The sequence below is a fragment of the Bradyrhizobium manausense genome (genome assembly GCF_001440035.1).
In the GTDB taxonomy this organism is placed as follows: Bacteria; Pseudomonadota; Alphaproteobacteria; order Rhizobiales; family Xanthobacteraceae; genus Bradyrhizobium; species Bradyrhizobium manausense.
In genome coordinates this window covers 104,240-130,890 of sequence record NZ_LJYG01000044.1, presented here as the reverse complement: position 1 = coordinate 130,890, position 26,651 = coordinate 104,240, and the positions used below count along the sequence as shown (strand labels likewise).

32 protein-coding genes and 2 pseudogenes are annotated in these 26,651 nt (G+C 55.6%); 19 read left to right on the top strand and 15 right to left on the bottom strand.

Annotated elements, in window-relative coordinates; genetic code table 11:
* The coding region (locus AOQ71_RS43000; protein ID WP_157083472.1) for a transposase at window positions 1-154 on the bottom strand (154 nt) is incomplete at its 3' end.
* Window positions 155-730: 576 nt separating this feature from the next.
* On the opposite strand from AOQ71_RS43000, the gene AOQ71_RS42995 reads away from it, so the two are divergent.
* A protein-coding gene (locus AOQ71_RS42995; protein WP_157083468.1) for an IS630 family transposase occupies window positions 731-1,673 on the top strand; the annotation gives its coding sequence in 2 pieces (ribosomal slippage) (window positions 731-1,069 and window positions 1,071-1,673; 942 coding nt in all).
* Between the two features lie 69 nt (window positions 1,674-1,742).
* Here the strand turns inward: AOQ71_RS42995 and AOQ71_RS10210 are convergent.
* Complete coding sequence (locus tag AOQ71_RS10210; RefSeq protein WP_057745384.1) at window positions 1,743-2,849, bottom strand: COG3904 family protein; 1,107 nt, start codon at window positions 2,847-2,849, stop codon at window positions 1,743-1,745.
* Between the two features lie 483 nt (window positions 2,850-3,332).
* On the opposite strand from AOQ71_RS10210, the gene AOQ71_RS10205 reads away from it, so the two are divergent.
* The 4 genes from AOQ71_RS10205 (at window position 3,333) to AOQ71_RS10190 (ending at window position 6,934) form a co-directional block, all read left to right on the top strand.
* A complete protein-coding gene (locus AOQ71_RS10205) occupies window positions 3,333-3,773 on the top strand; it encodes a hypothetical protein (RefSeq protein ID WP_157083467.1) in 441 nt (146 codons plus the stop codon).
* Between the two features lie 720 nt (window positions 3,774-4,493).
* Window positions 4,494-4,907: an IS66-like element accessory protein TnpA gene (gene tnpA, locus AOQ71_RS10200; RefSeq protein WP_057745375.1), complete on the top strand. Its 414-nt coding sequence runs from the start codon at window positions 4,494-4,496 to the stop codon at window positions 4,905-4,907.
* Complete coding sequence (gene tnpB, locus AOQ71_RS10195; RefSeq protein ID WP_057745370.1) at window positions 4,904-5,257, top strand: IS66 family insertion sequence element accessory protein TnpB; 354 nt, start codon at window positions 4,904-4,906, stop codon at window positions 5,255-5,257. Before tnpA (AOQ71_RS10200) ends, tnpB begins: the two co-directional genes overlap by 4 nt.
* A 72-nt stretch (window positions 5,258-5,329) precedes the next feature.
* The gene (locus AOQ71_RS10190; protein ID WP_057745367.1) at window positions 5,330-6,934 is read left to right on the top strand and encodes an IS66-like element ISBj7 family transposase; all 1,605 of its coding nucleotides are present in this window, start codon (window positions 5,330-5,332) and stop codon (window positions 6,932-6,934) included.
* A 111-nt stretch (window positions 6,935-7,045) separates the two neighbouring features.
* On the opposite strand, the pseudogene AOQ71_RS42990 reads toward AOQ71_RS10190, so the two are convergent.
* A pseudogene (locus tag AOQ71_RS42990) lies at window positions 7,046-7,192 on the bottom strand (transposase); the annotation flags it as partial.
* A 47-nt stretch (window positions 7,193-7,239) separates the two neighbouring features.
* On the bottom strand, window positions 7,240-7,515 hold the full coding sequence (locus AOQ71_RS10185; protein ID WP_057745363.1) for an ATP-binding cassette domain-containing protein: 276 nt from the start codon (window positions 7,513-7,515) through the stop codon (window positions 7,240-7,242).
* An 816-nt stretch (window positions 7,516-8,331) separates the two neighbouring features.
* Here AOQ71_RS10185 and AOQ71_RS50215 point away from each other — a divergent pair.
* From AOQ71_RS50215 to AOQ71_RS10155, 6 genes are all read left to right on the top strand, one after another.
* A complete protein-coding gene (locus AOQ71_RS50215; protein ID WP_430648617.1) occupies window positions 8,332-8,511 on the top strand; it encodes a hypothetical protein in 180 nt (59 codons plus the stop codon).
* 250 nt (window positions 8,512-8,761) lie between these two features.
* Window positions 8,762-9,007, top strand: coding sequence for a hypothetical protein (locus AOQ71_RS10175; protein WP_157083466.1), 246 nt, complete (start codon window positions 8,762-8,764; stop codon window positions 9,005-9,007).
* A gap of 152 nt (window positions 9,008-9,159) precedes the next feature.
* Window positions 9,160-9,480 carry a DUF3768 domain-containing protein gene (locus tag AOQ71_RS10170; RefSeq protein WP_057745354.1) on the top strand — a complete coding sequence of 107 codons (321 nt, stop codon included), beginning with the start codon at window positions 9,160-9,162 and terminating at the stop codon, window positions 9,478-9,480.
* 279 nt (window positions 9,481-9,759) lie between these two features.
* Window positions 9,760-10,215 (top strand): IS200/IS605 family transposase, encoded by a 456-nt coding sequence (gene tnpA, locus AOQ71_RS10165; RefSeq protein WP_057745351.1) that lies wholly within the window; start codon window positions 9,760-9,762, stop codon window positions 10,213-10,215.
* A gap of 395 nt (window positions 10,216-10,610) precedes the next feature.
* Window positions 10,611-11,726: a ComEC/Rec2 family competence protein gene (locus AOQ71_RS10160; RefSeq protein WP_057745348.1), complete on the top strand. Its 1,116-nt coding sequence runs from the start codon at window positions 10,611-10,613 to the stop codon at window positions 11,724-11,726.
* A complete protein-coding gene (locus AOQ71_RS10155) occupies window positions 11,719-12,471 on the top strand; it encodes a hypothetical protein (RefSeq protein ID WP_057745343.1) in 753 nt (250 codons plus the stop codon). Before AOQ71_RS10160 ends, AOQ71_RS10155 begins: the two co-directional genes overlap by 8 nt.
* A gap of 439 nt (window positions 12,472-12,910) precedes the next feature.
* Here the strand turns inward: AOQ71_RS10155 and AOQ71_RS44990 are convergent, their stop codons facing one another.
* Window positions 12,911-13,792 carry a hypothetical protein gene (locus AOQ71_RS44990; protein ID WP_157083465.1) on the bottom strand — a complete coding sequence of 294 codons (882 nt, stop codon included), beginning with the start codon at window positions 13,790-13,792 and terminating at the stop codon, window positions 12,911-12,913.
* A gap of 449 nt (window positions 13,793-14,241) precedes the next feature.
* Here AOQ71_RS44990 and AOQ71_RS50210 point away from each other — a divergent pair, with 449 nt between their 5' ends.
* Both AOQ71_RS50210 and AOQ71_RS50205 read left to right on the top strand, forming a co-directional pair.
* Window positions 14,242-14,397 carry a ribbon-helix-helix protein, CopG family gene (locus tag AOQ71_RS50210; RefSeq protein WP_083514102.1) on the top strand — a complete coding sequence of 52 codons (156 nt, stop codon included), beginning with the start codon at window positions 14,242-14,244 and terminating at the stop codon, window positions 14,395-14,397.
* Between the two features lie 63 nt (window positions 14,398-14,460).
* The gene (locus AOQ71_RS50205; protein WP_083514101.1) at window positions 14,461-14,643 is read left to right on the top strand and encodes a helix-turn-helix domain-containing protein; all 183 of its coding nucleotides are present in this window, start codon (window positions 14,461-14,463) and stop codon (window positions 14,641-14,643) included.
* Window positions 14,644-14,673: 30 nt separating this feature from the next.
* On the opposite strand, the gene AOQ71_RS44985 is transcribed toward AOQ71_RS50205, so the two are convergent.
* Window positions 14,674-15,198, bottom strand: a complete 525-nt coding sequence (locus tag AOQ71_RS44985; RefSeq protein WP_157083464.1) for a hypothetical protein — start codon at window positions 15,196-15,198, stop codon at window positions 14,674-14,676.
* A gap of 279 nt (window positions 15,199-15,477) precedes the next feature.
* On the opposite strand from AOQ71_RS44985, the gene AOQ71_RS10145 reads away from it, so the two are divergent.
* Both AOQ71_RS10145 and AOQ71_RS10140 read left to right on the top strand, forming a co-directional pair.
* Window positions 15,478-15,687 carry a hypothetical protein gene (locus AOQ71_RS10145; protein ID WP_057745338.1) on the top strand — a complete coding sequence of 70 codons (210 nt, stop codon included), beginning with the start codon at window positions 15,478-15,480 and terminating at the stop codon, window positions 15,685-15,687.
* Window positions 15,688-15,690: 3 nt separating this feature from the next.
* Window positions 15,691-16,110 carry an aspartyl protease family protein gene (locus tag AOQ71_RS10140; protein ID WP_057745335.1) on the top strand — a complete coding sequence of 140 codons (420 nt, stop codon included), beginning with the start codon at window positions 15,691-15,693 and terminating at the stop codon, window positions 16,108-16,110.
* A gap of 389 nt (window positions 16,111-16,499) precedes the next feature.
* Here the strand turns inward: AOQ71_RS10140 and AOQ71_RS44980 are convergent, their stop codons facing one another.
* From AOQ71_RS44980 to AOQ71_RS10105, 7 genes are all read right to left on the bottom strand, one after another.
* Entirely contained in the window at window positions 16,500-16,997 is a 498-nt protein-coding gene (locus tag AOQ71_RS44980) for a hypothetical protein (protein ID WP_157083463.1), read from the bottom strand.
* Window positions 16,998-17,124: 127 nt separating this feature from the next.
* Window positions 17,125-18,261 carry a tyrosine-type recombinase/integrase gene (locus tag AOQ71_RS10130; protein ID WP_057745327.1) on the bottom strand — a complete coding sequence of 379 codons (1,137 nt, stop codon included), beginning with the start codon at window positions 18,259-18,261 and terminating at the stop codon, window positions 17,125-17,127.
* Between the two features lie 8 nt (window positions 18,262-18,269).
* Complete coding sequence (locus AOQ71_RS50200) at window positions 18,270-18,470, bottom strand: helix-turn-helix domain-containing protein (RefSeq protein ID WP_057745323.1); 201 nt, start codon at window positions 18,468-18,470, stop codon at window positions 18,270-18,272.
* A 471-nt stretch (window positions 18,471-18,941) separates the two neighbouring features.
* A complete protein-coding gene (locus AOQ71_RS10120) occupies window positions 18,942-19,181 on the bottom strand; it encodes a hypothetical protein (protein ID WP_057745320.1) in 240 nt (79 codons plus the stop codon).
* Window positions 19,182-19,214: 33 nt separating this feature from the next.
* Window positions 19,215-20,147: a hypothetical protein gene (locus tag AOQ71_RS10115; protein ID WP_063958220.1), complete on the bottom strand. Its 933-nt coding sequence runs from the start codon at window positions 20,145-20,147 to the stop codon at window positions 19,215-19,217.
* Window positions 20,148-20,444: 297 nt separating this feature from the next.
* Entirely contained in the window at window positions 20,445-21,254 is an 810-nt protein-coding gene (locus AOQ71_RS10110) for an IS3 family transposase (RefSeq protein ID WP_057745313.1), read from the bottom strand.
* The gene (locus tag AOQ71_RS10105; RefSeq protein WP_057745310.1) at window positions 21,254-21,508 is read right to left on the bottom strand and encodes a transposase; all 255 of its coding nucleotides are present in this window, start codon (window positions 21,506-21,508) and stop codon (window positions 21,254-21,256) included. Before AOQ71_RS10105 ends, AOQ71_RS10110 begins: the two co-directional genes overlap by 1 nt.
* A 65-nt stretch (window positions 21,509-21,573) precedes the next feature.
* Here AOQ71_RS10105 and AOQ71_RS42975 point away from each other — a divergent pair.
* From AOQ71_RS42975 to AOQ71_RS10090, 4 genes and pseudogenes are all read left to right on the top strand, one after another.
* Window positions 21,574-21,690 (top strand): annotated as a pseudogene (locus tag AOQ71_RS42975) (transposase domain-containing protein); the annotation flags it as partial.
* 672 nt (window positions 21,691-22,362) lie between these two features.
* Complete coding sequence (locus AOQ71_RS10100; protein WP_157083462.1) at window positions 22,363-23,673, top strand: hypothetical protein; 1,311 nt, start codon at window positions 22,363-22,365, stop codon at window positions 23,671-23,673.
* A gap of 33 nt (window positions 23,674-23,706) precedes the next feature.
* Window positions 23,707-24,162, top strand: a complete 456-nt coding sequence (locus AOQ71_RS10095) for a DUF7768 domain-containing protein (protein WP_157083461.1) — start codon at window positions 23,707-23,709, stop codon at window positions 24,160-24,162.
* Window positions 24,159-24,821 carry a dTMP kinase gene (locus tag AOQ71_RS10090; protein ID WP_057745301.1) on the top strand — a complete coding sequence of 221 codons (663 nt, stop codon included), beginning with the start codon at window positions 24,159-24,161 and terminating at the stop codon, window positions 24,819-24,821. Before AOQ71_RS10095 ends, AOQ71_RS10090 begins: the two co-directional genes overlap by 4 nt.
* A gap of 13 nt (window positions 24,822-24,834) precedes the next feature.
* On the opposite strand, the gene AOQ71_RS10085 is transcribed toward AOQ71_RS10090, so the two are convergent.
* The gene (locus AOQ71_RS10085; protein ID WP_057745299.1) at window positions 24,835-25,956 is read right to left on the bottom strand and encodes a nucleotidyltransferase family protein; all 1,122 of its coding nucleotides are present in this window, start codon (window positions 25,954-25,956) and stop codon (window positions 24,835-24,837) included.
* 34 nt (window positions 25,957-25,990) lie between these two features.
* Complete coding sequence (locus tag AOQ71_RS10080; RefSeq protein ID WP_157083460.1) at window positions 25,991-26,401, bottom strand: hypothetical protein; 411 nt, start codon at window positions 26,399-26,401, stop codon at window positions 25,991-25,993.
* Window positions 26,402-26,651 lie beyond the last annotated feature (250 nt).

Here is a 26,651-nt window from a genome sequence, read left to right as displayed (position 1 = left end):
AAGCCGTAACCAAATTGCGGTGAACGTCATGTCGTCGAGCAACTTCGACAACACTCGCCCCAGGAGCCAGACTCTCCTCCACGATCCGAAGCTTCTCGGCACTCGTCCACCGCCGTCGCCGCTCAGGACCGGACAGAACCGTAACCGTCGTCACGTTTGCTCATTTGCTTGCGAATTAATGCGCAAACCATCTCACGCCCGTACCCGATCCGGGAAGGCGGCCTCCACCGGAGGCGTACACGGGGGTGGCGATACTTGCCTTGCATCCGAACTCGTAAGGCGCGCGGGCTTTGGCCTTCCCGATGCACTCGGCCAGAACGCCTCGCCGCTGGGCGAGATCAAATCGGAAAGGTGGGCGACATCGCCTCGGAATCCACGGGCGACTTCACATCGGTACGCCTGGGCGACTTCGTCGGAATCCGCAGGCAGAAGCACCGCTCTGCGCTGGAGATCGCGGAGCGCATTCTTTGGCTTGCCTCACAGGGAGAGCGGGAGGCCGCAACAATTAAAGAGCACTTGCTGAACGAGTTTTTGGCGAGCGGTAGCTGTAGCGTAAGAGCTGAGAAGGCCATCTCGATAGCAAGCACGGCTCCGCGTTTATCTTCGCACATAAGCTGTCGGGGATACTAGAGCGGTTTCCAGTTGATGTGAATCGGAACGTCACAGTGGGCTGGCCTTGGACTCGCAAATCAGATTCGGTGTCATCTGCGGCAACATGCGGGGGCATACGATGGCGAAGGGGTACTCCAAGGACCTCAGGGTACGTGTGGTTGAACTTGTCGAGTCCGGCGAAAGCGCCCGCGAGGCGGCGCGCATTCTCAATCTTGGCGCTTCGACGACGATCCGATGGATGGATCGCTGGAGGAAGACCGGGGACGTCAATGCCAAGCCCGGCGGCGGGCACAGCCGCTCGCCGTTGGAGCAGCACAAGCAGTGGCTGATCGAGTTGATTGCCACGGAACCGGACCTGACGCTCGACGAGATCCGCGTGCGTCTGCGCTCTCAGAGAAGGCAAAAGGCCGGCATCGGTTCGATCTGGCGCTTCTTCGACCGTCACGACATCACCTTCAAAAAAAACATTGCACGCCGCCGAGCAGGATCGGCCTGACGTTGCTGCCGAGCGCGCCGCGCTGAAAGCCGAGCAGCCCAAACTGCGTGCGCCGCGCCTCGTCTTTATCGATGAGACCGCTGTCACGACGAAGATGGTCCGGCACTATGGGCGTTCTGCTCGCGGCAAGCGTCTCGTCTCTGGCGTACCCCACGGTCACTGGAAGACTCTGACGCTTGTTGCCGCGCTGCGCATCGACGGCCTCACGGCGCCCTATGTCATCGACGGTGCAATGGACGGGCCGTCGTTCCTGGCTTATGTCGAGCAGGTCCTGGCGCCGACCTTGCGCAAGGGCGACATCGTCTTCATGGACAACTTGCGCACTCACAAGATCGCCGGTGTCCGCGAGACGATCGAGGCTGTTGGCGCCTGCGTGCGGTATTTGCCGGCCTACTCGCCTGACCTCAATCCAATCGAGCAGGCCTTCTCCCGGTTGAAGGCTGCACTGCGCAAAGGCGCAACCCGCACGGTCGATGCCCTGCTCAAACTCATCGGCAAGCTCGTCAAATCGGTTGCCCCGCAGATGTGTGCCAATTACTTTAGACATGCTGGATACACCAAGTGACCCACATCATGTGGAAAACGCTCTAGCAAGTAATTGAGATCCTCTGCCGGAAGAAATTCGAGCCCTGATTCAATTGCAGTTACGCATCGCGGCCGAAATCGCGGCCGCGGCGCCAACTGCCGACAGACTGAAATTGAAAAGCCATTCCACGGAATGCGTTTTGGCCCTAACCGATAAATCGTAATCACTCTTACCCTGCAGCCCTCTCGGATCAAAATCGGCTAGTGACATGTCGAGCGCCGACGCTCCATTCGACTCCTGAGACAATTTTATCGAAGTGACATCCGCACCGAGAGCCGCCTCGATAGGCATATAGTTATCTACGTCCTTTAATTCTTCTTTGATTTCACTCACGTGCTCGACCCCCTGAATCCTCATCTTCGGGTGTTTATCAGAATTGCAGAAGACAAACGCCGTCTGCTTCTTGTCGTGACTCTCGGCAAATGCGTAAATTCCATTTCCCCAAGGCCTTATTCCCCAAGGCCCGAACGCCTTGGAATCCCAGCGCACGTTTAAGTTAACCAGCTCCTCCTTCGAGAGATAATGGACGTCTTCCGTACTCGAAGCGACAGACACAAATTTTGGATCTACTCCCATTTCTTGGACATAGGTAATCAGAAAGCCCGCGATGACCTGCGCCGTGCTCAACGAGAACCCGGCGCTCGCCCCAGCGGCATCTTGAATGTCTGCACTTGGTTGCTGCGCAAAGTTATTCAGCTCCCATGAGAACTGGTGAATCCCAATTTGATTGTTGTCAGCTTCCCGTACGACGCCCCCCAAAAAAGCATACGAACAGGCCGAGACGCATTGCCCCTCATCAATGTCAGCAGTACTCGACAAGTCAGGGTCGGTTGGGGCGGTAGTATGGCCCACGGCGACGCGCAAGGAGTACTTCCGAAACAAGCGCCCTAGTTGAACGCCCGCAGACAGATTTCCACCCGGTGAGTTTAGGTACACGTTCGGGTACTCGGGATGGGTCTTGAAAAATTCTTCGGCCTGTTTCGGCGTCTCGGCAACAATAGTTCCTTCCGCTGCTATCCAAGAGCACTCAGCGCAGTTGCCGCCCCGGCTTGCTGTCCAAAAGTGCATTGGCTCTGCCCGCAGCGAAGAACTCGCGCTAACAAGCAGCGCTACGGAGAACAGAACACCAAGGAGCCGGTCAGAATGGTGGTCCATGAGCGCACCGCAGCATTTCACAATATTGTAGCCCTGCGACTGCCTTCTGAAAAGTACATTTCAACCACAGCGCGACGGAATGATGCACTTCCAGGCCGGCCCAACCAGCGTGTAAGCTTCGGCTGGTTTTCGCGATGGCCCGGTCCCGAGCGCGTCGTCTTAGAGGAGCTTTTGCACGCCCGCCATTCGCTCTCGTCGAGTGTAAGCGTGGCTCGGCGACGAACGCTCAACTTTATTCTGGATTAGCGCCGTGCCGTGGGCACGATAGCCAAAGGAAAGCACTCAAACTCGTTGAGGAAGAACGTGCGCACGGTTTCATTCCTCGCCTGTCGCGTAATCTTGCGCGGCACTTTTGGTCGGACAGTACGCGCAGCACGTCATGCATGGTCGCGCTCGGCACCCCAGGCGAGAACGTTGAACCGGTATTTCAATTCACCCGAAAACCATCCGAGCCTGCTACGGTACGGAGTAATGGAGGCTGATATGATTTCTCCGCAAAACGTCATCTGGGGGCCGAGAGAAGGTCGTGATCCTGGCATCCGCGTGCTTCAAGATGAAGTCGAGGCAAAGTTCATTCCGTGGATCGACTTGGAACGTGAACTTCGCGATCGACTGATGCCGCAGCTGTTCGTCGATCCATCAGGATTTACATTCGTTACGCGCGATTACCACGGCAAATCCAACTGGCTCGTGCAGCTTATGGACGAGGATGGCGAATGGTATTGCGATGTATGGTTTGGAGTAAATCCAGACAACGGTTGGGCCGTTGACGGGATGGTGCACTTTGGGGAGGCCGACGAGGAGCCGCATGTTTGGCAAAGCTACCAACGCTACTCGGACGGCACATATAGACGGCTACCGTCTTGGGCCTCGAGTCTCGATGAGTACAAGAGAAGGGAAGGGAAACCGACGTCCCAGCGATGATGGAGATTGAAGCTCAGAAGAGATCACGCCGACCCAAGCAGGACGAGGCGATCGAGACGCCCATTTCAGTCGTAGCAACGCGAGGGTTGGCGGCGCGCCTGCGGCCGAACGATTGAGCGTCGTCATCCAGCTGATTCAATTGGAGCGTTAACGCATCTTAGGAGGAGGTCTGCCGATCTTTGGGCGTGTCTCTCGTGATCGGGCCGCGGGGCAAGAATATATCTCTTCATGTTGCCTCCAGGGAACGCAGCTTTCAAAAAACCTAACCTGCACTCTATACCTGCGACTTATCGCTGTAATCTACTTGAATTGCATCGTATTCGCCACTCTGAGCCTTCGCATCAGCGGCATGACCGGCGTTAACGCGACTCCTGCGCCCGTGCTGGTTCGACAGCCATCGGCGAAGGGTGAGCCTGCATTGGAGGCGTACCATTCACTCATTTCGCCCTGCATCGACGGGACTCAATGTAGCGGCACTGAAGGGACGCATCGGGCCACATCTTCTTAAAGACTTCGATGAAGCCGGAAGCGGCGAGAGCAATCCGATCCTCACGAACGCGACGCAGTGGATTGTATCCGTATGGCTGTGATGGATCGCTGGCATTCAGATAGATCATGTCTGATGCGCGCCTCGATGGTAAGCGGTGTGTCTCCCGCACCTTGTTCGGCGTGAGCTGATCGGCAACATGCGAGCCGTCATATACAGTAAGGTTCGCATATATGGTTGACCATATAGTTGACGCTTCAGAGCCACGGGGCCGGGTGGATATCCAGGTCGGAGCGGGGCGTCGGCGGCGGTGGAGCGCCGCAGTCAAGGGGCGGATCGTGGCGGAGTCATATGCGCCGGGCACAGTTGTGTCCGAGGTGGCGCGCCGGCACGACCTCTCACCGCAACACCTGTTTGCTTGGCGCAAGGCCGCGCGTGCGGGTCTGCTGAGCTTGCCGGCGGAGGATGCGCCGCTCTTCGTTCCGGTGGTGTCGGAGCTTCGTCCCGCTGGGATGTGCATGGAAGCGGCAATGCGGAACGGGATAACGATCAGCATCGAGATTGGTGATGCGGTGGTTCGCGCAGCGGCGGGGGTCGATCCGGCCTGGCTGCGCGATGTGCTGCGGGCCGTGAGGGCGACGACATGATCGCGGCTTCGGCGGGCGTGAAGATCATGGTCGCGACGCGGCCGGTCGACTTTCGTAAAGGTGCCGATGGTCTCGCCGCGCTGGTGCGCGAGCAACTCCACCATGATCCGTTCGCGGGAACGATTTTCGTCTTCCGTTCAAAGCGAGCGGACCGTTTGAAGATTTTTGCCTGGGACGGGTCCGGGCTCGTGCTGCTGTGGAAGCGGCTGGAGCATAGCGCGTTCCGCTGGCCGCCGATCAGCGATGGCGTGATGCGTTTGTCTGCCTCACAGCTCGCCGCGCTGATGGACGGCCTGGATTGGTCGCGCCTGCATGTCCGCGACATTGGTCAGCCGAGCGCAACGTCGTGAACCCTGTGACCAATTGAACCATGTCGGCTGCAGTCTTCCACAAGGGCCCGCGAATCAGCTTGAGTACCGGGCGTGAGCGAGACCACGGATCAACTTCCGACCGATATCGAGGCGCTGCAGGCGCTGGTTGCGGCGGCACGCGCGGAGCGCGACGCGGCGATCGCAAAGTGCGACGCGGCGATCGCCGAACGCGATCAGACGCTGTCGCAAATGGATCGCCTTCAGCATCTCTTGCGCCAGCTGCAACGCGCACAGTTCGGTCGCCGCTCGGAGAAGCTCGATCCTGAGCAGTTGCAGCTGGCGATCGAGGACATCGAGCAGGCCATTGCCGGCGATGAAGCGGCCCAGGACAGGAAGGACACGGCAGGCGCACGCCAGCGTGCTGAACGGCGCCGCGCCAGCCGTGGTGCGCTTCCGGCCCATCTGCCGCATATCGACGTCACGATTGCCCCGGAGGATACCAACTGTCCGTGCTGCCGCGCGCCTCTACATGTGATCGGTGAGGAGACCTCACGGCGGCTCGACGTCGTCCCGGCGCAGTTCCGCGTGATCGTCACCCATCGTCCCAAATATGCCTGTCGGGCCTGCACGGATGGCGTGGTTCAGGCGCCGGCACCAGAGCGGCTGATCAAGGGCGGCTTGCCGACCGAGGCGATGGTCGCCCATGTTTTGGTCGCCAAATATGCCTGGCACCTGCCGCTGTATCGGCAGGCTCAGATACTGCTGGCGCAGGGTATCGACATCAAGCGCTCGGTTTTGGCGTTCTGGGTGGGCTATGCAGGCGCAGAGCTTCGTCCGCTTTGGCTCAGGCTGCGCGAGATCATTTTGACCGCGAACAAGATCGCGGTGGACGAGACCACAGCGCCTGTGCTCGATCCCGGCCGCGGCCGCACCAAGAAAGGCTTCTTCTGGGCGATCGCGCGCGACGATCGGCCGTGGGGCGGGGCCGATCCGCCGGCAGTGGCCTACACTTATGCACCTGGTCGCGGCGCCGTCCACGCGCTCAAGCTGCTCGACGGTTATCGCGGCATCGTGCAATGCGACGGCTACACCGTCTACAAGACCATTGCCGACACCGCGCCTGACGCGGCGATCACGCTCGCCTTCTGCTGGGCTCATCTGCGGCGGCGCTTCTTCGACGTTGTCCAGGACGGTCCTGCCCCGATCGCGAGCGAAGCGCTCGAGCGTATTGCCGCTCTCTATGCGATTGAGAAGACGATCAGGGGCCGTAGCGCCGACGAGCGTCGTGCCATCCGCCAGGAGCGCAGCAAGCCGCTGGTGCTGGCGCTCAAGGCCTGGTTCGAGCAGCAACTCACCCGCGTCTCGGGCAAAGCGACAATCGCCGAGCACATCCGTTACGCCTTGAACCACTGGATTGGCCTGATGCGCTTCCTTGACGACGGCCGCATCGAGCTCGACACAAATATTGTAGAGCGAAGCATCCGTCCTCTTATCCTCAACCGCAAGAACGCACTGTTCGCGGGGCATGATGAGGGTGCGGAGAACTGGGCCTGCATCGCTTCGCTTATTGAGACCTGCAAGCTCTGCGGCGTGGAGCCGCAGGCCTATCTGACCGACGTCCTCACCAGACTCGTCAACCTCTGGCCGGCCTCGCGTCTGGACGAACTCATGCCCTGGGCGTGGAGCGCCGAGCAAGCTAAAAGCCTCGCCGCTTGATGAACTCGCTTCCTGGACCGCGACCGCTCCAGCCGGCCTCGTCGCCACCGGCTCCGTGTGTTCCGACAACGTCAACAACCCGTCGCGCACCGCCTTGCGCCAGGTCGACAAAAGCTGCGGCGACAGACCGTGGCGCCGCGCGACGTCCGAGACGATCGCGCCCGGAACAAAGGATTCTGCGACGATCCGTCCCTTGACCTCGCCGCTCCAGCGCCGCCGAACCCGTAGCTCCGATGCGTCGACAACACGCTCGATCATATATGCGAACCGTCCTCTTCAAGACGGAACGCATATTGCCGGTCTGCTCAACAGCAACAAGGTGCGGGAGACACGCCGCTTACCCTCGATGGCACTTGGGCCACAATGCGCTCCACCAGATCGCGGTGAGGGTCGATGAGCGCAAGTCCGTTGCCGCGCTCGATGTCCTGCAGCGCCATCATCTCGAGCAGTGTCGACTTTCCGGTACCTGTCTTGCCGATGATGTAAACGTGTGAGAAGCGGTCTTCGTCTTTGATACCGAAAACTCGCTTGTCGCCGTGAAAATCGGTGCGCGCGAAGTGCGTCAGATTGTGCGTATGCATACCTCTATCATCAGGTAGTTGCCCGACGATCCGAGAGGTGGGGACGTGCCGCACTGCGTCGGCAGCATCACCTAACCATTTTGTACAACCTCTTTAGAACTGTCTCAAAAAGGAGTACCGTGCAGGCTTCACTTGTAAGGGAGTCAGTCATGAAGCCCTTTAATCGCCTCGTCCTCTGGGCAGGTTCAGTAGGTCTCAGCCTAGCATTCGCGAGCCATAGTGCAGCGCAGTACTATCAAATAACACCGAGGACGATGGTCTATCCGTACTATCAGGGAGCCAACGCGATTTATCGACATTATCGAGCTTATGATATCGGCTCACCGATGTTCTTCCGACGCAATCTCCCCCCACCAAGCTGGAATTACTATTCTCGATCAACCGGCGGGATCTTCGTAAGGCCTAGAAACTGCTACGGCCCATACTGCTAGCAACTCTCATTCCACCATCCGCTCTTTTTTTCGATCGAGAGTTCACCGAGCAAGAAGACGCTTGTGATCATGAGAAAGAGAAGCCACGCGAACTGATCGTGAGTGAACAGTGGATCTCTGCTAGCTAGCCAAAAGAAGAGAAGGAGGCCCAGTGCATACGCCGTGTGAAACGGATATCGGCGAAGTAGCTTCTGCTGTAGCTGCGGTCGGTATATTGAATAGATCCAGACGACAAGCATTGCACCCTGGGTGCACACTAAGACAATTGTCATTGCTGCAATTATACACCCCCGTAAGATTTTGAATATTCAAGCGTATGAACTTATCCGGCCCCAGAATACCGACGTGTCGTTCCTCGCACGAACTCCAATGACGTTAGGACAAGGTGGCGATATACCCGGCGAACACGCACGAAAACGTAACCTGCTCCACCTGCGCGCTTTGTCAGATGCCGAGATCGGCGATCATTGGTTTCCTGCGCACGGCCCGGCCAAAGACAGAAAGACTGGATAGTACCTCGGCTAGCGCCGAACTCTCGCGTTTCCGCGTTCTCGTGCCGATCTGACACGAGTTCGCGTCTCCACCGGACCGGAGTTGAGGGCGAATATTGGGTCAGAGTTGATCTTTCGACGTTCCGCCCCGCGATCCGGGACCTGCATGCGTGTCCGGGTTTCGGTGGCGAGGCGGAGGCATCGGGACGAGCGTCCATACGGTCGATTAGGCATTTATTCTAGTCCCGCTCAGTGATGGACGCTCGCCTCCGCCTCGCGATCGAGCACCCGAATGGGTCGGGCGCTCGTAGCGAGGAGGACACGATGTCCAACATTGCTCTTTCCCAAAAGTCCATAAAGCTGATGAAGCTGTGCGAGATTGAAGGCTTCGATAAGCTCGATGATCTTCTTCTCTTAGCGACTCTTGCGGACACTATGTGCCCAGCCATCTGCATGATGGAAGGGTGCGACCACACCGCCGAGATGGAGCCCGATCAAGACCAGGGGTTCTGCGAGGCCTGCGGCGGCAACACCGTCGTATCAGTGCTTGTGCTCGCCGGCCTGATCTAGGAGGCCGACGATGCTGGTTCGAAACTACTACCACTGCGCAGAGTGTAACCGCGAGTGGAGCGACGTGTCGCCCGTGCAATGTGACGAGGATTGTCCGCATTGCGGCGGCCGACACATGTCCCCGTACAAAAGCGAAGACGCGGAGAAGCGCGATGATGAATAAAATCGCCCTTCTCAACGACGCCTTCCGGCAGACGTTCCGCGGCGGCAAGATCATGATGACGATCGGCGTCGCAGAGCTACCAGACTGCTTAAAGGCCGAGGCGCTGCGTCAGGTCGCGGACTTCTCCGGATTTACGGAGGAGAACGATCCGTATAGCGAACACGACTTCGGAAGCTTTGACCTCGTCGGTCGAAAGTTCCTCTGGAAGATCGACTACTACGACGAGAATATGAAGTACGGCTCAGAAGATCCGAGCGATCCCAAGCGGACCACGCGTGTGCTCACGCTGATGCTCTCCAGCGAGTACTGAATAGAGCAAGAAGTGACCGCCTTCCATCTAGACACAGCGGACAAAGGCTCCAGCAGGAGGAGTACCGCTGTGGGGACCATCGGAAGGCCTGCTGAATCCTTGTGGTTAGGCGCCCGATCAGGGCGGAATTGACTCGGACACGATCTGTCCAGCCCTCGCTAGTGCGAGGGCTTTTCTTTATAAGAATAAACCCCCAGCTTTAGCTGGGGCGTGCGTTTAAAGGCGAAGCCCGTGAGAGCATCACTGTTGGTCGATATTACCAACCAACATTAATGGATCATGAATAGGCGCCTCTACCAGCAGACCCACTCAACGTGGGTCTGTGATTACCATATCGTCTGGTGCCCGAAGTACCGTGGAGCAGTACTGAAGGATACGTACATCAAACAGGAACTAAAGCGAATGTTCAAGTACATCGCGCAGTGGAAGGGCTGTCCCATCCACCAGTGGCACATCGGAGACGAACATCTGCATCTCTACCTTTCCATTCCGCCAAAATATTCAGCGGCGTACATCGTGCAAGTCCTGAAAGGAAAGAGCTCCATGTGGCTCAAGAAAAAGACGAAGAAATTCCCGCAAGGCACGTTGTGCGCACGAGGGTACTTTGTTTCTACCGTCGGACTGAACGAGCAGCAAATTCGCAACTACATTAAAATCCAACGCCACCACCAGCGAGACATGCCCACACTGTTTAGTCCGCCTAACGGCGGACAAGAAAGAAACCACCGGCTTTAGCCGGTGGTTTTCATTTATGTGTAAAAAGCATTACCCGAGCGGGGAAGCGTGCCACAAACGTACGATTCGCACATTATCGGAGCTTTGGAAGTTTGATCCTGAGCAAATGTTGGAGATGAATAAAGAGAAGGGCAGCGGATATTTCCTGCATTCGACAATCTCGCATCTGTGTCATGTGTCGTGCCGCGTAGGGAGATTCGCCTGAAGAGTATGCCAATATCCCATGCTGCTGATGAGCGAATCGTTCGGGCGAGGGAGTGTGTCGCATTTCCTGCAAGGGACTATTTGCGATGCTCACATGAATCTTTCCTTCGCGGGGAAGTTGAATTGACCGTTTCCTGCTCCTACATTCTGCCAAGCCATACTTCAATCGCTCTTAGTGTAAGATTCAGATTATGGATTTTGAGATCGATTTTCTTCCAGTGGGTGACGCCTCGAAAGCTGGCGACTCGATCGCCGTCCGTTACCAGGACGGCAACGAGTACAAAGTGATGGTCATCGACGGTGGGACAGATGACGCAGGCGACGCGCTCGTGGCCCACATGAAAGCCACCTACGGTGACCGGATTGTCATTGACGACGTGATCTGCACGCACCCTGATAGCGATCATGCCTGCGGTTTGCGTGCCGTCATGAGAGAGATGCCTGTACGGCGGCTCTGGCTGCACGGAGTCTGGCACCATGCAACCGAGCTCCTGCCGTATTTTGCGGACAAGCGCTGGACTGCGGACGGCCTCGAAAAGAAGATTCGATCGGAATACTCGGTCGTCGCTGAGCTAATTGATCTCGCTGATGCCCAGAACACGCCGGTTTACGAACCGTTCGCTGGCCAGAAGATCGGGCCCTTCACGGTTCTGTCTCCGACGCGCTGGCACTATTTGCGACTCGTGCCGCAATTCCGCAAAACGCCAGACCCTGACGTGGATCAGCTCAAGGCGGAAAACATGTGGATCGAGGGTGCGAAGCCCGGCATTCTCAGCGGACTGATGAAGACTCTTGCCGAGAGGGTGGTCGAATGGATACCGGAAGGTTGGGATGTCGAACTGCTGAAGGACGGAGCAGTCACCGCCGCAGAAAACGAGACTAGCACGGTACTGTACGGCAGCTTCGGCAACTTCTCGGTGTTGCTTACCGGTGATGCCGGCGTGAACGCCCTCTGGTGGGCGATGGATCACGCGGGCAACGCGAGCCTTGATCTATCCAACGTTAACCTGGTGCAGGTACCGCACCACGGCAGCAGAAGCAATGTCGGCCCTGCGGTTCTCAATCGGCTTCTCGGACCCCGGCTGCCGAAAGGATCGGCGAAGAAGCGTGACGCGATCGTGTCTGCGCCGAAGGACGATGCGAGCCATCCGCGTAAAATGGTCATGAACGCCTTCTTGAGGCGAGGAGCGCCCGTCTGCAAGACGCAGGGGACGTCGTATCGATACTTCGTCGGTATGCCTGCTCGTCCGGGCGAGCGCCCTGCCGTGCCATTCGATTTCTTCGATCAGGTAGAAGCATATGACTAACGGTCTCGGGCTCTTCGACGAATATAACCGGCAAGCACGGCTCTTTCCGGCGCTGCTTGCCTTGCTGCCACCGCTCCTCGCCCTCCTCGCCTGGTTTCCAAATCTACTGCTATCGAACCTGGGCAGTACGCTGCTGACGCTTCTGTGCAGCTGCGGCATTCTCTTCGCGCTCGCCGTGTTTAGTCGGGCGACCGGCAAGAACGTGGAAAAGCGCCTCCTGAAAGAATGGGGTGGCTGGCGCACGACGTTATGGCTTCGCCACAGCGACATCAGTCTCGTCGCGCCGACAAAGCAGCGCTACCATCAAGCGCTCGCAAGGCACGTGCCCAACCTCAAACTCCCGACCGCGGTACAGGAACAAAACGATCAGGCCGGCGCGGACGCCGTGTACGCGTCTGCCGTCGAATGGCTCAAGGAGTATTGCCGAAAGGGAAAATACCCGCTGGTCCAAAAAGAAAACATCGAGTACGGATTTCGTCGCAACATGCGAGGAGTGCGGCCGTTTGCGATTGCTGTGACCGCCGTCGCGCTGGTGCTGAGCATCGGAGCTATGATTCGCGAAATTTCGATTTCGTCCGCGGGCATGACGGCTGCGCTACAGAGCCTCCCGATTGTGGTGTGGGGATCAACACTGCTCCTTCTCATCGCGCTCGGCGCCTGGATGATTGCCGTCACCGATGCTTGGGTGCGGGAGGGAGGAGATCAGTACGCGCGTGCTCTGCTTGCTACATGCGAGGGTTTATAGCCCTACTCGCAAATTGCGTGTTCGCGGCCAAAATTCTAAAGCTGCGCGCAATACGGCTAATTCAAAACACACAAAAGCCGCCCCGGAGGGCGGCGCCTGTGTTTAATCGTCCGATCAGTTTTTCCTGCATTGCTCTTTGCTGGTAATGCCGCGGTCAATCGATCGAAATCGGTTGCCCACGGGTTGCCCAAAAAACTGATAAAAACGAATTTTCCTAGCTCACTTTTGATCGCCGCTGCGCATCGTGAAGAGTTGCCATAGAGGCAACAGCTGAGCCATTTTTCGCTATACCGAGCGAAGAATTCGACTGCCTCCGCTACTGTCGATCCCGCGGTTCGAGTCCTACCCGGGGAGCAAAAGTAATATTCGGTAATACACCGAACACGCACCTTCGCTTGTTGGCAGATGCTTCGACAACGCTCAAAGAGGGAAGTAGAAGCTATCGAACTAGACGCGGAGAAAACAAGACCGAATCGATTTTACCTCTATCCCATCTTTCATATTTCCACTTCACGAGAGCTGAGACGAAGTCGTTAGACCTTAGCTGCTCAGCAATGTGTGCCTGTACGTGTGGATCAACGAGCGCACGAGCAGCTCCGATTGTCCCTTCGGCACCTAAGCCCGCTAGCCACACGAGCCATAAGTCTTTCGCTTTCGGATTCCGTCCGACAAAGATGACCCCATAATCATCGTTGCCGGAGTTGGGATGTGTAATTCGCAAATCGCCAAACAAGCCATGAGAAATAATCCACTTAGCTTTTCCCTTTGGGCGGTGTGCGGTCTGCTCGGCGTCTTCAAGTGCCGAAAAATAAAATGCATTTGCGCCTGCATCTTTCAGACACTGATTCAGCTCTCGACTGAGCGAATTCCCGACGGGACCGCAAATCAGAATCACGTCTTCGGACGAAAATGCTTTCGGAGAAACGTCATCGTCAGAACATGAAATAGTAGAAATCGTCTTGAAACCAACTTGAGCCAACTCCGATTCAACCAGCTTTGCGGCACGCGTGTCGCATTGATTCACATGGGTGAGAGTGCTTGATCCATGCTCTTCATAAAAGACCCCTGTAACAATCTTCGGTTTTGACGCGAACCGGTACACCGAAAGTTTCTGCGCATACGAACCCTCACGGTCAAGACGAAGTACTCTGACTTGCAAATAGAATGCGAGTAGCAAGGCAAGAGCTAGAAGAATAAAGGCAATATAAGGATGGTCCGCAAATTGCTCTCTAAAAAGACTACTAAAGAGGACAAGAACACTGGGTATGGCAAACGCGATCCATTGAACAGTCAGCCGCTGGCGGTGGATAAAGTGGTCCATACAACACCCATGGCGTAGTAAACGAATTCCCCGGCGATACCGGGGAATTTACTGCAACTAACGTCTGCTGTAACGATACTTTTGAAAGGCCATCTCAATTCGTTCGCTAAGAATTACAAGTAGCCAGGCAATAGTGCCTATCAGAATGAGGATGCCAAAAGCGCACCAAACGTTTGCTGCTATCTGCAGGAACTGATTCATCGTCATCTCCCACTTTCACGGGTTGCAATATCCTGCGTAGGCAGGCGTCCGGCGTCGCCTAGCCAAACGTCTGCCAGCGAGGAACAACCAACGGGAGAGAAACTCTGGCCACACTATACCTATGGTTCCGCCAGTCAAGAAACCAACGCTGAACGGCGTTAGGGAAGACCTCATCTCGCCTTCATTGTGTGACTGCGGGCACTTTTCCGCGTCTAGCGCTTCGCCTCTGCGCGAAAGAAAATCGATGTATGACTCGCAAGACCATCGTCGTCTCAATATCGCTGTCGCCCGAGGAATGCGATGACGTTGATCGCATCAGAAAACGAGAGATGCGAACAAGGACCGGCCTTATCCGAGTAGCTCTGCGAGACTACATTCGCAGACAAACGCCCGGTCCTTCGTGACGGAGCAATTATCCACACGCCCCGCTCCACAAAACCCGCCAACCGAGTCAGAATCCAGATTCAATGGATGTAGAACTTCTCACTATAAAGGAGGCGGCGCATATATTGAGAATATCCGTACCATCACTACGACGCCTGCAGAGTGATCGACACATTCCGTTCATCAAGATCGGAGGATGCGTTCGCTTCGACAAGAAGGATATTATCGACTATCTCAATAAGCGCAGATATCCCGCGATGCATTAAGCGACGCGTGAATCACAATGTCGTTCAAATCTATTTTGAAATACCGACTTTTTGCTCGAGGACAGAGATGCGGGACATCAGTAGATCGATCTCTTTTGCATAACCCTCGACATTGCCGATCCTATCTCTCAATTCCTCTACATCGCGACGAAGATCAGCGACTTCAGCGCGCAGATCACGGAAATTTTGATTAGTCTCATTGCGGAAATCATTAAATTCGTTGCGGAAGTCGGACAGCTCTGTTCTCAGGTCGGCGATGTCCTCAGCAACAGCAGCGAATCCTGTCTGAATAGCTTTTTCAATAGAGGCCAAAGTCGGTTCTGCCATATCGATGCAGTATACCACGCACAAAAGCCGCCCCGGAGGGCGGCATTTTGTGTTTGTTCGCTCATCAGCTTTTCCTGCATTGCTCTTTGCTGGTAATGCCGCGGTCAATCGATCGAAATAGATTGCCCACGGGTTGCCCAAAAACTGATACGAGCGTCCTTGTCTGGCTCTGTTTTGCCTACTCCTGATCATCGTGAAGACTTGCCATAGAGGCAACAGCTGAGCCATTTTTCGCTACACCGAGCGAAGAATTCGACTGCCTCCGCTACCTGCGATCCCGCGGTTCGAGTCCTACCCGGGGAGCCCGACGAGAAAAGTTGCCGCGCTGGCACATTGTAATTTCAGCGAATAAGTAAGCCAATCTTTCAATCTGCGTTCTTCTGAACAGTCAGTTGTTTGCGTGTCCTGTCAATTTTTGTTGCCCACGGGTTGCCCAAAAACTTTCCGTAGGTTTTTATCGTCGCCGATGCGCGACGTCATACCGCGAATGTGATACAATCCTTTCATATGAATGAAGCGCTGATCGACACGATTGATCTCTCCCGCATCCTTGATGCATCGCATGAGGACAAATGGGTCGCGATTGCGCCGGATTATTCCAAGGTCATCGCATCCGCGAATTCAGTCGATGAACTGATCCGGTTGACGGGGGAGGGCGATGTAATCTTTCATCGCGTCTTGCCGCATGATGTGAGTTTTATCCCGAGCGTCTTCTAGAGAATGAAATACAAATATTCCGTCGTTCCGGGGCAGTTGGATATCGGCGGCCGCGTCACAAGGCGTCCGGTAGTCGAAGTTGAAATCTCAAATGGCAAAGTCGCGAGAAAATTCCTTGCGCTCATCGATTCCGGTGCCGATCAAATCACCATGCCAGCAGCGATAGCCGAAGCGCTTGGCATTGATCGAGCGGCATGCAAGACACGATCGGTATTCGGTATCTCAATGGAGCATTCAGAAGGTTTCGTCGCCGAGCTCTCTTTTCGATTGCGGAATCAGGCGAGCAGTTTCACTGCGCCAGTCATATTCATTGACACGGATGTACCCGTGCTGCTTGGCCGCGAGGGTTTCTTTGACCATCACCGCATCAGGTTTGAACAAGATCACGACACGTTCGCAATTGCCCCTATCAATCGTCAGTAGCAGCGACCTCGAAAACACATGCGCGGCGCCTGCGGCACATTCATCGGCCGAGGAGGCGGCATGTACGAAGGGCGCGGACCGAGCTGCTGAATTTGTTGATTGTAATATGGCTGAGCTCGGAGGCGTTGTTGGTATCCCCAATCGACGACTCCTTCGGCAATGCGCACATATCTGCAGACTTGTCGAAATTCAGGACCGAAGGGGCCTGCGAAACTTAAGACGGTGCACACTTGCTGAAAGCGATCTGCCGTGGCTTCTGTGCAGGGAGTAACAATGCCTATTACAATTAAGCAGTTCCGTAGAAATGGGCGCATGAGCGGCCTCCATCAATCGGACATAACACCCTACTTTACGAGTCTCTAGGTTTTAAACAATGGCCTTTTCTTGCGTTAGCGAACACCAGTTTCCTTGCGAATAGCCAGCTCACCAATTCCTAGTATTCCGATGATTATGAATGCTGAGACAGCGAACCCGCTCATCGTGACTAAGTCCCATCCCGGGATGAGAACCACAAGAAAGAGCGTCCAGTCGTACACTGCTACGAAGTGGTAGCGCAGAAGCATTTTTCTCATTCGGGGTCTGGTGCTTGAAATGACCCACAAGACTAATAGAAGGCAGCCAAAGCCAAGGAGAAACCAATCGAACTCCATCATTGATGCAAGGATAACATGTAAAGAATCACAAACGCCGCCCTCAGGGCGGCGTTTGTGCGTAATCGTCTTATCAGCTTTTCCTGCATTGCTCTTTGCTGGTAATGCCGCGGTCAATCGATCGAAATAGATTGCCCACGGGTTGCCCAAAAACTGATACGAGCGTCCTTGTCTGGCTCTGTTTTGCCTACTCCTGATCATCGTGAAGACTTGCCATAGAGGCAACAGCTGAGCCATTTTTCGCTACACCGAGCGAAGAATTCGAGTGCCTTCGCTACCTGCGATCCCGCGGTTCGAGTCCTACCCGGGGAGCAAACTAAAACGAGGAGGCACGAAGCTGCCTTGGCTCATTTCAGGGCTTGGATTACGCATATTCGGGGAGCGTCCCTTTGGACATCTCCAACCGCTTCTGCTCTTCCTGCCACCGGTTGCCCGCGGGTTGCCCATGCTCGGCACGCGTGAAGCGTCGGGGATTCAGCAACTCGATCGCCGCACGCATCGTCGAGGGTGCGACATGGGCATACCTCATCGTCATCACGATTGTGGAATGACCGAGAAGTACTTGTACCGTGTTGAGTGGAACGCCCCTCATGGCAAGATGGGATGCAAACGTATGACGGAGAACGTGCCACGAAATTCGTCGCAAGCCCGCCTTCTTACATACCCTTTCGAGATGATCGCTCAACCAGCTATGGTTCAGCGGTCTACCCATCGGATTTGTGAAGACATAACCGGTCTTTTGTCTTCTTCGGAACAGAGTCTCGTAGACGTCTACATCGAGCGGGATGGACCGTATTCGATTATTCTTCGGAGGGCCTATATTCTTCTCGCGATCGCAGTAGGAGGCCTTCACGATCACCACACGATTTTCCCAATCGATAGCTGACCATTGAAGCCCCTTCAGTTCACCTTGCCGCATGCCAGTGCGAAGTGCCACTAGGAGCATCTCGCGCATGGTGCCGGTCGCGGAGGCGAGGAGCATCTCGCACTCATCTGGAGACAGATAATCCGTTTGAGGTGGCGGACATTTGGGCCACGGTATACCTGGTGGCCTTGAAGCAACCTCAAGCCAGTCATAGGCGCAACTAAGGCATTTGCTGAGCACAGTCAGATGGTTCTTGATGGACTTATTGCCGAGCCCGTTTTTGACCTTTAACGCTTTGTACTTCTCGATGTGATATCTCTTAATCTCTCCGACCGGTATCTTCCCGAAGAACGGAATGAGGGAACTCTTGAGTGTGTATCGCTTGATCCTCTGCTCGGAGAACCGGTTGTTCGGTACGACATAGTCGTCGAACCATTTCCAGGCGAACTCCTCGAACGAAACTCTTTTGTTATCCGTCGCTCCGTGGATCGATTCACCCCGCGCAAGTCTTTGTCGGAGGGTTGCCTCAAACGCCAGGGCGCCAGTCCGCGAGTTTTCAGGGCTCCGTTTTCTGTAGCGTATTCGGTCAGCTCGGAGATCTACCCACCATGATTGTTTGATCTTTCGTACAGCCATAATCTTTTTTAGTCGATCGTTTCTGTCCGCCGTTTCACCAAGTACGAGACGATGTCCCGTTTGCTGAAACGAACACTGCCACCGATTTTAATGGAGGGAATTAGCCGGCGTTGTTGTAGTCTCCGGACGCTCGGCACTGACATTTTTAGTAGCTCTGCCACCTCAGCAACGGTCAGCAGGTCGATTGTTGGATCGAAATCAGCCGACATATGTTTCAAAGAGCAATGCAGAATCGGCTTCAATTGCCGATGAGCAATATGACTCTACCATGAGGATCGCAATTACCGGGTTCATGCTAAGCATCATCTCTCGTTGCCAGGTTGTTTGTAGACGCGAGAAGTTGCCAATAAGGCAATTGAAAACGCCTGTTGAGTATCTGGTCTGTGAGAAGATCCAACTGTCGCGCTCGAGCCATGATGTCGAGTCCAACACTGTCCATAGGCATGGTCGGGACGCAACCCGACATCGTATTCCGTTTGAGCTTTGTATAGAGCTACCTCCTCCTCGCACCCAGAGGGTAATCTTAGCCCGCACTGAGAGGATCTCCTCCTCTGCGCCGCAGCCTGCGGCTAACGGATTACAATCGTGAAGCGACGCACGAGCAGGCAAAAGTGATGAGGCATACCGCAAAAGCCGCCATATGACGGCTTTTGCGTTGTAAGGCCCCTACCTATCCACGCCTAACGCCGACTTTGAAGGTCAGCGATCGCCGCTTCCTTCTCCGAAGGCGTCATGTGCGGATCACGGCGGATCATCTCGATCTTTCCTTCGATGAAAGCGCGTGCTTGGGCGAGATCTTCCTCAGTCTGCGGCGTCTTCCGGGCGAAGGCATCGCGCATATCAACAATCGGCGCGTCAGTTTTTTTCTGGGTCTCTTCAATCGCCGGCGGCGTCGGCGGGGGACCACGATCAAGCGGCATGGCACCTTCTCCTTCCGCCGGCGATCGCGGCGGTCAACTGTTGACGATGAAGGCGTAGTTAGGGTCGAGGAACACCAAATGGAAGCCCAGGTTATCAATTCGCAGGTTCGAGTTTGACGCGGCCAGCAGCGCCCAGCTACCCCAGTGGCCGTTGTTGTCTGCGCTGATGAGTTGCGTTCCGAGCGCGCCCATCGGTTGAGTGTTTAGATATGCCGCCTGAAAGGTTTCCACAATTGGAGCCCAGGAGCCTATGAAACCCGTCTTCTGTTGGGCATCGGTGGCATCATAGTCGTATTGATAGATTAAGTCCCAGCCACCGCGGGTGTGGTTGTAGAGCAACGCCTGATTGCGATACCTGTTAGCTCCGATCAACCAAGTGCTGTTCCACACCGGCAGCACTGGGTACGGATGGCCATGAGCGGATGCTGTCGTGAGGTAATTCGCCAGAGATGTGAAGGGAATGTCTGTTTGCCAGTGGTCATTCCGAGCCCAATCGAAGACCCGAAAATGAGGCGTGCCCTGAGCGTTATAGGCCACAAACGCCTCCACACCGAGCCCAGACCGGTTGGTCGCCGTGAGGTACAGCCATGTGTTTACATTGCCGCCTGGCGGCGATGGACACACGAAGTCGCAGGAGAACGACGTACCGTGACCCCACCCCGTCTTGAAGGGTGAGGTGTAGAAGACGCCATAACCCACTCCGCCGGGCGGGGGCGGCTTCTTCAGTTCGTCAGCCTGAGGACCCAAGCGCTCGACTAAACTCGCGACCGCTTGGTCGCGCGCAGCGAAGTTGGCATGGGGATGGGTGACCGCCATGCGCAGCTTGCTTTGCATGAACGCATTTCTAAAATTTTGATCCACCGGCGTCTTGGCCGTTATCTCTGCGAATTTCGCCTGATGATCCTCGATGGCCTTGTGCGCACGGTTTGATGGTGGAACTGGACTGCTTATCCCATTTTTCGACATAGTGAGGCCTCCTGCCTGCGCTCACGCCTTTCCTAGCGTGAGCTCGCATTCTAGTTCAGGCAACCGGTGGCATTTTGTGAAACAGATCACAATCGAACGTTGAGTCGCACACTCTTTGGCAAGCTTGAGCTTGTGAAAATGTCGGCCCGGCCCCTGGTTCGATGAATCGAGTTGGCCGAGGTCCTGGCAGATTCCATCATGTTCTAACTCCATCTGCGGTTCTCGAGTCTGGTTTGCCCATGATAACTGGAGCGCGCTTCATCAGCTTGAACTTCCCCCCGTTCTTCGGACAGTGTCCTAGACAGTTGTTTGCATTGTAGCGGCAGCGTGCAGTTGCGCAAACTGACGCGGCGGCATCTTCAGGGCGGTGTGGATGCGATCATTGTTGTAGTAGCGGATCTGCCGGTAGGTTTCCGCGATCAGCTCGCCGTATGAAGCGAAACGATTCGGATCGCCGAGCTCGACCTTGAACTTGTCGTAGAAGCTCTCCTGATACCCGTTCTCCCACGGGCACGCCGGATACGATCGCGAGATTGCCGAGCCGACCGTCTCCAGCGTTCTGACGAACGAATGCGCGCGGTACTCGCTGCCGTTGTCGGAGTGGAAGATGACGGGACGCGTATGACTGAAGAGCGCATCCTGGAGAGCCGCCATCGTGAGCGCGAGTCCCTTGCTCTTGGAAATCGACATCCCGACGATCTCCCGCGTATAGAGGTCGATGACCGTGGCGACGTACAGCTTCTTTTTCTTCCACCACAGCTCGGTGAAGTCGGCGGCCCACGCGTGATGCCGGTACGAGGGCGTCACCGCGAACAAGAGGTTGGCGTAGATGACCTGGATCTTCTTTTTCTTGAGCCATTTTTTGCCTCTGCGCCGGTACGCCTTGATGCCGAAGAGCTTCATCACGCGCTCGATGGCTTTGTGGTTCCGGCCAAGGACGAGCGCGATGCGTGGGGAGCCGTACGAGGGATGTTCGCGGAGCACCTCCTCGATCTTCACCTTGAGCATCCAATCCCGCCCGGCTCTCTTTTTCGCGTAGTACAACGTGGAGCGGGCAATGCCTAAGAGCCGCGCCTTGGCGCTCTTGGTGAGTGACGCATCCTCCATCACTTCTTTTTTTGGGACTCGGAGAGCTTGAGGGTGATCTCTCCGACAAGACGAAGTAACTCGTCGCGTTCGCGCCTCAGTTTCGCGAACTCCAAGATGGAGGGTACGTTCTCGACCTTGCTGCCGAGCCAGCCGTATACGGTCGTCTCGTGGACGCCGTGCTCCTTGGCCGCTTGCTGGACGGTGACGGATCCCTCCTTGATGCGGCTAATGACCTGCTCCCGGACATCCGGAGCGACTTTGAACTTTCTCATATGCGATTAATTCTAACGGGTAATCCCGTCCAGAATCAGTGTCCGAATTTTGGGGGGAGGGTCAAGCGAAAATGAACAACGTCGACCCATTCGCTTGGCTCAGCCTAACACTTCAGCGTATCGTTAACGGCTGTCCGAGCAGCGAAATCGACGCGCTTATGCCATGGAACCACGCCGCGTGAACGGCCTCAGCTCGCCGCTTACTAGTCAACTACCAACCCTGACAATTGATGGAGAAGACGTGCAACTGGCAATAATGGTCAATAAACCGCAAGGAAGTTGAATTTTGAATGAAAGCGTCCTGCTGAGCACGGTTGCTCTGCTTCTGCCGCTGACCTGGCCGCGCGACCACCCTCAATGGTAGCTCCGATCTGTGGCTTCTATACCGGGGTCAAGCGGCGGCTCCGCACATCATTACTGGGACGTGGTCAACGTCGGCGGAGCAGTCCAAAGGGTGTCGGCGACTAATCTGACCACGACACCATGGACTCTTGAGTTGTCGCGATGCGCCGCGGTACGTTGGAATGTCGCGGCGACAGCGTAGCGAACGTACGTTCGAGGAGACTCGATTGATCACTTAGACGCGTCCTCAGCAACTTAGCACGTACGGCAAGGCAAGTTATAGAGCCCATTTCTCCATTGAAGCATGCATAAACCCGCAACCGCGGACGCAGGCGCCGGAAGATTGTATGCCCAGCCAGCGAGAAGAGCACAGAATACTATATTGGTTGCGATTAGCATCTCGGGATGAAGAACCGCCATAAAACCCGTGGCGGATGAGGGATACGTTTGCCATTGATGTCCACAACAACAGAGGGTTCGATGTTGCTCTCTCTACACTCTGGGAGTCGGAAATGAAGCGGGTCTGCATTGTCGGAGGCGGGCCCGCGGGGCTCGGTGCGGCAAACATGTTTCGTAAGTCCGGTGTCGATTTCCAACTTTTGGATGAAGGCCCGCCCCTCGATGTGCGCCAGCACGATTGCGCCGATCACCTAGGTACCGGGATAGGCGGAGCTGGCCTCTTTTCGGATGGAAAATTCAGTTATTATCCGTCCGGAACCTCTCTCTATACGCTATCGCCCCCCTCTCGGCTCAAAGCGGCGTACTCCGAAACCATCATCGTCTTGCGAGAAGCCGGTATCGAAGCCCCAGAATTTCCCGTCCGCAGCTTCGATTGCGGGAACCCCGATGTCGGTGTTGTTCACAAGGCTTATCCTTCACAATCTGCCACCCTGGCCCAACGGCGTAAACTAACAAGCGCTCTCGCCAACCAGTATCAAGTTGGTCGGATTAGACCTCTATCCCGCGTTGAAGGCATCAAACGTGCGGCTAATGGATACGTGGTCACGTATCGTGACCGGCCTTCCGATAGAACAATATCCGCGACATTCACAGATGTGGTGCTCGCGACTGGTCGCTTTGGTGGTCTCTCACTCAAGCGACTATGGAATTCGCCGAGCCTCGTAACTGAGCAGCAGCGGTACGAGCTTGGCATTCGCATTGAGCATCCAAATGGAGTCGGCTTCCTTTCCAAGATCAAGGACAATGACGTGAAGCTGCTCATAAACACGTCGAGCGCTCCGGTGCGAACATTCTGCACGTGCCGCCACGGCGAGGTTTGGAACATCCGATACGACGCAATGTCGGCATTGTCCGGCAGGTCGGACGGTCCTCCCACGGATTATTCCAACTTTGGCCTACTTCCAAGATTTGCGGGGGATCAGGCGCATCGAGGGCGTAAGATTTGGGAGCATTTCATTCATACTTTCGGGAAGGCACGGCAAGCGCTTTGGCAACCGCTCAGAGGGTTTATGGATGGGACGTCGATGGAGCTCACTAGAGTCAATTTGGCAAATAGACCCTGGTATCCTCGGGAAACTTTTGTTCCCGGAGATATTGGCGGCATAATTCACCCCGAGCTAAAAAGGATCTTGAGCGACAGCATCTACGCACTGCTTCGTCAATACCCCGATATCGATTGTACCGACGCGGTGTGCTTGTTCCCCGCAATCGAGGGAGTAGGGTGCTTTCCGAGCACGACCCAAGAGTTGCGAACGCGTAGTGACGGCGTATGGTGTTGCGGCGACTTGGTAGGCAAATTCCGTGGTCTTGTGCCGGCATTGGTAAGTGGCCACTACGTCGGGCTGGCCATCGGGAATGAGTAGTTTAGTACTTCACACAAGATCGAGAGCTGACGCATGAATATAACTGAGGAGCGACCAGTTGTTTTTACGGCACTTTCCCGTCACATCTTTTATGCCAGAATGCTAATCTGTAAGTTCGCACTTCTGCACGACGCGGTGCCGATAAACCCTTTTACGAATTGGGGGTATTTCCTAGACGACTTAGTCGATCGGGACCTCGTCCGCCGAGCCAATAACAATATGATCATCAGAGCTGACGAACTCTGGGTGTTCGGTCCCATTTCGAATGGGGTTTTGTTCGAGATTCAGCTTGCTATGCAACTTGGAAAAGCAGTTCGGTTCTTCTCGGTTGGACCTCGTTACCAAGACATCTTGCCGCTTCGTGCCGACGCCATCGAATTCGAAGCCGATGTGGAGAGCTCAAAGGAGAGTGCGGCACTCATCGAAAGACTGGCGATGCAGGGGGCTGACCGAAGCCAAGCTACTACCAAAACGCATGAGGACCGATGATCATAGCGATCGAAGGCATTGATGGAGCGGGTAAAACACATGTCTGCAGGCTGCTGACCAAACGGCTCGAAGCACGTAAGGTGCCGGTCAACTTGTTGGAAAGGGCTGCAGTAAAGCTAGGCGACGAATTTTCCGATCGTTTGCTATCAAGTTTGCGCTCGATGATCTGGCCGGAAAGTTCTGAGCCTTTATCAGACCCTTTCGGCACACATTTCCATCTTTATCTTTTGGCGGCTTGGTTTGTGGCGCTCAACAAATATATGCAACTGCTACCGTCGACAACACACCAAATCCATGTCATGGACGGTTCGTATTTTCGCGTCATTGCGAAGGCTTATCTCCGCGGGCAACTCAGCATAGATTGGCTTCACTCACTGTTCGAAGCGGCCCCTCACCCGGATTTGGTTGTCCTATTGGATGTCGCCCCCGCTTTGGCATGGAAGCGCCGGCCGACATTCAAGGCGACGGAGCTGGGTCGGTGGGACGGCTTTGCAGATAGTCCGGAGCAGTCTTTTTGCAGATACCAAAACGCAATCCGAGAGATCTTGCTGAAACTGGCAGCCAAGCGGGGCTGGACCGTGCTCGCGCAAACCGCCGATAGTTCTCCGGAGCAGATTGCAGAGCGGGTTGAAGAGATTGTGATGTCACGGCTTGCCTGACCGAACGACGAACTTAGGTCTTGGCGTATTCAAACTCGTTAACGATAGGCCGCGAAAGCAGTTTTGGAACGACATCTCCCCAATCACCTTGATCCGGTTGCCGCTGTTGATCGGGTTTTAGCAGCGTGAGCACCGCGTCCGGCACCGATCCACTCCCCAGGCGCTGTGCTTGACTGAGGACGTAATAGAGAGAAGGGGCTATATGGTATTTCTTGGCTATCGCAAGTAGCTCGGCCCAATTCAGCTTTTCTTTGCAGGTCGTCAATAGGCCATCCACGTCTCCAAACATCTGCAGTTTCAGAGTGCCGTGTTGGAACGCCTCTTGGTACAACCGCGCGGCGCTGAACCAGAGCATGCCGGTGGGGGATTGGACCTTTACAGATTGACCGAGGAGCGTGCGCTCCCCTGCCCCGCGCCACACGTCCGACAGGGACATCTCGGGGAAGAGGTTGACGTGAAAATCGACAAAAATTGGAATCGCAACGGCGCCATCGTCAGACGAGTAGCTTTTGATTTGTCTCTTCTGCCACGCCAAGGGAATCAATTTGGCCGGCACCGGAGAGGGCACGCGGGTAGTTTTGGTGAGGGAGTGGAGTGCGTGCTTTTCTCGAAGCGATCTCCATGTGATCTTTCGGAACAGTGGAGTAAATCTGCCATCTCGGGGATTGAACACACCGTGCTTGTATCCGAGCCGATAGGCTTCCCTTTGGACTCGCCAAGCGTCACGCGGCTGGATCATAATGTCAATATCTTGCATAGGCCGAAGCAGAGGGTCGGGATACACCGTGTTTGCTAGAGCCACTCCTTTAAGCAGGAAGTAGTCGACCTCTATCTTCTTCAGAGCATTGACGAGGCGGCCGAGTTCTCTGAACTGCTCCCGTGAGCGCGCCTGCGATAGGCTGCTCCAGTTGTGGATGTACTCAGCTATAAAGCTCGGTATCGCATTAAGCAGCTTCATCCGCTGCAGATGGAATGCCATCAAAGGTACCGTTTGGTACGTCTCGGCGCGCCACAAGACAAACGGCCAGTCTAGCGAGCTATTAACAACCGCGGCAAAGTGCGCGTCTTCGGCCTTGGTCAGGGTCACCCTGCAGCTCAGCAGTAATAGTGTCTCTTCTGGCGTCAGCTGCACCATGGAACCTTCCCGCTCATTTAGTCGATTTGCTCATTCACCTTCTTCTTTTTCGCGCCGAGGATTTTCGCGCGTTTCTAGGGGCCTCGGCGTTTGCAGTCCCATTTTGCTTATCGCCGGGCTCTCTTGGATCCAGCAAGCCTCTGTACTCCTCAAGTTGAGCCTCGAATTCGTTCTGGCTTCGATCGAAGCCCTGGCCAAATATCTCCTTTAGATCGATATGGTTAGACGCCTGTTTTTCCCTCGAAGGGCCGCTCGGCCTCAATAGAACGGATCGTGAACCCAGGTCGCCGAAGGGTAGCAGCGACGCAAGAAGCCTGGGATTTTGTCCGATGCTTTCGGTCGAGTATTTCTCCGCCAGCGATTCCGCCAGCGACCCAGTTAGAGTAATGACAAGCTTGCCGTCTTCTGTTTCGACCGTGTACCCAAAGACTGTGGACCGCGCCATTTTTTCTCTCTCCCAGATCGGGATGAGCGATTGTTGGTCATCGGAAATGACGTGCATCGCTCACCGCGTCGCGACCACCACGCGTGCAACACCGGACATGCTCTTGAGACAACTCTACGCTACCAGGCACGCAGCGCCCGATTGACGGCAAGTGATCGCCGGTGCAGCGTTTGGCCTCGCTTCCAGAGTCGATACTCCGCCTTGGCGAGAGCCACAGCGCGCCGACCAAGATTGCCCATCGCTCGTGCGT

Bases quoted from the DNA above. Each gene is read 5' to 3' on its own strand.
- AOQ71_RS10120 (WP_057745320.1), bottom strand. From the start codon at position 19,181: ATGCCGCTTGATCGTGGTCCCCCGCCGACGCCGCCGGCGATTGAAGAG.
- AOQ71_RS50200 (WP_057745323.1), bottom strand. From the start codon at position 18,470: ATGTCGGCTGATTTCGATCCAACAATCGACCTGCTGACCGTTGCTGAG.
- AOQ71_RS44990 (WP_157083465.1), bottom strand. From the start codon at position 13,792: ATGGACCACTTTATCCACCGCCAGCGGCTGACTGTTCAATGGATCGCG.
- AOQ71_RS10085 (WP_057745299.1), bottom strand. From the start codon at position 25,956: ATGGTGCAGCTGACGCCAGAAGAGACACTATTACTGCTGAGCTGCAGG.
- tnpA (WP_057745351.1), top strand. From the start codon at position 9,760: ATGAATAGGCGCCTCTACCAGCAGACCCACTCAACGTGGGTCTGTGAT.
- AOQ71_RS50210 (WP_083514102.1), top strand. From the start codon at position 14,242: ATGACTCGCAAGACCATCGTCGTCTCAATATCGCTGTCGCCCGAGGAA.
- AOQ71_RS10095 (WP_157083461.1), top strand. From the start codon at position 23,707: ATGAATATAACTGAGGAGCGACCAGTTGTTTTTACGGCACTTTCCCGT.
- AOQ71_RS10080 (WP_157083460.1), bottom strand. From the start codon at position 26,401: ATGGCGCGGTCCACAGTCTTTGGGTACACGGTCGAAACAGAAGACGGC.
- AOQ71_RS10145 (WP_057745338.1), top strand. From the start codon at position 15,478: ATGAATGAAGCGCTGATCGACACGATTGATCTCTCCCGCATCCTTGAT.
- AOQ71_RS44980 (WP_157083463.1), bottom strand. From the start codon at position 16,997: ATGGCTCAGCTGTTGCCTCTATGGCAAGTCTTCACGATGATCAGGAGT.
- AOQ71_RS10160 (WP_057745348.1), top strand. From the start codon at position 10,611: ATGGATTTTGAGATCGATTTTCTTCCAGTGGGTGACGCCTCGAAAGCT.
- tnpA (WP_057745375.1), top strand. From the start codon at position 4,494: ATGGTTGACCATATAGTTGACGCTTCAGAGCCACGGGGCCGGGTGGAT.
- AOQ71_RS10105 (WP_057745310.1), bottom strand. From the start codon at position 21,508: ATGAGAAAGTTCAAAGTCGCTCCGGATGTCCGGGAGCAGGTCATTAGC.
- AOQ71_RS44985 (WP_157083464.1), bottom strand. From the start codon at position 15,198: ATGGCTCAGCTGTTGCCTCTATGGCAAGTCTTCACGATGATCAGGAGT.
- AOQ71_RS10100 (WP_157083462.1), top strand. From the start codon at position 22,363: ATGAAGCGGGTCTGCATTGTCGGAGGCGGGCCCGCGGGGCTCGGTGCG.
- AOQ71_RS10110 (WP_057745313.1), bottom strand. From the start codon at position 21,254: ATGGAGGATGCGTCACTCACCAAGAGCGCCAAGGCGCGGCTCTTAGGC.
- AOQ71_RS10130 (WP_057745327.1), bottom strand. From the start codon at position 18,261: ATGGCTGTACGAAAGATCAAACAATCATGGTGGGTAGATCTCCGAGCT.
- AOQ71_RS10115 (WP_063958220.1), bottom strand. From the start codon at position 20,147: ATGTCGAAAAATGGGATAAGCAGTCCAGTTCCACCATCAAACCGTGCG.
- AOQ71_RS10175 (WP_157083466.1), top strand. From the start codon at position 8,762: ATGTCCAACATTGCTCTTTCCCAAAAGTCCATAAAGCTGATGAAGCTG.
- AOQ71_RS10170 (WP_057745354.1), top strand. From the start codon at position 9,160: ATGATGAATAAAATCGCCCTTCTCAACGACGCCTTCCGGCAGACGTTC.
- AOQ71_RS10185 (WP_057745363.1), bottom strand. From the start codon at position 7,515: ATGCATACGCACAATCTGACGCACTTCGCGCGCACCGATTTTCACGGC.
- AOQ71_RS10155 (WP_057745343.1), top strand. From the start codon at position 11,719: ATGACTAACGGTCTCGGGCTCTTCGACGAATATAACCGGCAAGCACGG.
- tnpB (WP_057745370.1), top strand. From the start codon at position 4,904: ATGATCGCGGCTTCGGCGGGCGTGAAGATCATGGTCGCGACGCGGCCG.
- AOQ71_RS10210 (WP_057745384.1), bottom strand. From the start codon at position 2,849: ATGGACCACCATTCTGACCGGCTCCTTGGTGTTCTGTTCTCCGTAGCG.
- AOQ71_RS10140 (WP_057745335.1), top strand. From the start codon at position 15,691: ATGAAATACAAATATTCCGTCGTTCCGGGGCAGTTGGATATCGGCGGC.
- AOQ71_RS10090 (WP_057745301.1), top strand. From the start codon at position 24,159: ATGATCATAGCGATCGAAGGCATTGATGGAGCGGGTAAAACACATGTC.
- AOQ71_RS50205 (WP_083514101.1), top strand. From the start codon at position 14,461: ATGGATGTAGAACTTCTCACTATAAAGGAGGCGGCGCATATATTGAGA.
- AOQ71_RS10205 (WP_157083467.1), top strand. From the start codon at position 3,333: ATGATTTCTCCGCAAAACGTCATCTGGGGGCCGAGAGAAGGTCGTGAT.